1 protein-coding gene is annotated in these 713 nt (G+C 67.0%); it reads left to right on the forward strand.

Annotated elements, in window-relative coordinates:
• A partial coding sequence (locus tag A5645_RS04720; protein WP_155767849.1) for a condensation domain-containing protein occupies nucleotides 1-713 on the forward strand: 713 nt, incomplete at both ends.

Raw genomic sequence — 713 nt, forward strand, 5'->3', positions numbered from 1 at the left:
GTGAGCGGGTTGCGCGGTTGGCGCAGTTGTGGTTTGCGGCGTTGGGTGGGATCTGTGCGCATGTGCGCGGCGGTGGGGGTGGGTTGACGCCGTCGGATATTGTGCCGGTGCGGTTGAGTCAGGGTGAGCTCGATGAGTTGGCGGGGCAGCAGCGCATCGCCGATGTGTTGCCGCTGACCCCGATTCAGCGCGGGTTGCTCTTCCACGCCAGTGCCGCCTCCGCCGAGGACCATGTGTACGCCGTACAGCTCGATCTGCACCTGACCGGTGCGGTCGAGCCGCGCCGGCTCCGGCACGCGCTGGACACGGTGGTCCGCCGGCACCCGAATCTGGCGGCCCGGTTTTGTGCGCAGTTCGATGAGCCGGTGCAGGTGATTCCGGCTGAGCCGGTGGCGGTGTGGCGTTATGTCGAGCTGGATGGGGGCTTGGACGAGTCGGGTGTTGAGGCCGAGGTTGGGCGGGTGTGTGCGGCTGAGCGTGCGGCGGTGTGTGATCTGGGGTGCCCACCGGCGTTTCGGGCGGTGTTGATCGGTGTGGGTGGGGATCGGTATCGGTTTGTGTTGACCAATCACCACATTGTGGTCGATGGCTGGTCGATGCCGATTGTGTTGCGGGAGATCTTTGCCGGGTATCAGGGGCAGCGGCTGCCCGCGGCGGCGCCCTACCGCAATTATGTGCGGTGGCTGGCCGACCGCGATCTCGACGCCGCCCGC

Origin of the sequence: Mycobacterium asiaticum, from assembly GCF_001673635.1 — a bacterium.
GTDB classification, from domain to species: Bacteria; Actinomycetota; Actinomycetes; order Mycobacteriales; family Mycobacteriaceae; genus Mycobacterium; species Mycobacterium asiaticum_C.